The following is a 1,158-nucleotide window of genomic DNA, read 5'->3' as shown; positions in this document are numbered from 1 at the left end:
CGCTCACCGTCACGCCACCAACTAGATCGGTGACCATAACGTTGGTTAGGGTAACGTTGCCCGTGTTCTTTACTCGGAAGGTATAGCCCACTACCCGATCCACGGTTACCGTAGAACAGCCTGTGGTGGGATCTACCGGCAGGATGGATTCCTTGATAAGCGCGATGCTTGCATTTGTACAGATTAGCACCGTTACGGTATTACTGATAGCAGTATCAACAACTCCTAATACGGAATTTCCATTTACCTCTGCAGTATTTACTACCGAACCGTTATTTATATCAGGTTGCGTAATTGTATAAGTTGCATTAAATGTCCAAACTTCACCAACATTCAAAATACCATCGCCATCATCGCCTGATATTAAAACTATTGGAACAACTGGGTTAGGCGCTAAAAATAATGGATCTGTTATAACTACATTTGTTATGTCAACATCGCCTTCATTGGTTACTACGAATTTATAATCGATTGTATTTCCTACTGCAAAATTTATACAATCTCCTGTTGCACTTGTGCTTGATTTCACAATTGACATTTCAGCATCTTGACAAAGATTTACAGTAACAGAATCAGAATTAGAAACTGGAAAGGGATTGCCTGTAGTTTGAGCTAAACCATTAACAGTGGCTGTATTTTGAACTAGTCCATTGATTATATCCAATTGGGTCACTATATAAGTGGCCGAATATACCCAAGTTTCGCCCGCATCTAAAATACCTATGTTTGAAATATCGCCACTGTCAGGACCCGGGAGCGGATTGTTTGTTGGATCAATCAATAAATCTCTTAATTCAACATTACTAATTGGAGCGTTACCCGCGGGATTGGTTACCTTAAAAATATAGGATATCGTTTCACCAGGGGCTACCGGGGTACAACCTTGCGGATTATTCGGCGTTGCAATTTTTTCTATAATAATTGTACAATTATTTATGGTAACGACAAAATTAGTCTCGGCCGAACAGTTCGGAACGGTGCCCGTTTCGGCGTAAACATAAATTGTCTGAGTAGTGTTGATAACGTTCCCAGCGAATAATGGTGTTCCAGTACCTCCGCTGCCAGTGAAATAATTTCCATTGGTAAGTGCAGGAAGTGTATAGCTGTCACACGCTGTAACGTCGGCCGGATCGTCAACTATGGGTGTAGCATTTATCG

Annotated in this window: 1 protein-coding gene; it reads right to left on the bottom strand. The window is 41.4% G+C overall.

Translation table 11 applies throughout. The annotated features are described in order from the left end of the window. The coding region (locus QRD02_RS14280) for a DUF7507 domain-containing protein (protein WP_435373049.1) at positions 1-1,158 on the bottom strand (1,158 nt) is incomplete at both ends.

This window comes from Aequorivita aurantiaca (assembly GCF_030410135.1).
Lineage (GTDB): Bacteria > Bacteroidota > Bacteroidia > Flavobacteriales > Flavobacteriaceae > Aequorivita > Aequorivita aurantiaca.
This window is presented reverse-complemented; position numbering and strand designations above follow the sequence as displayed.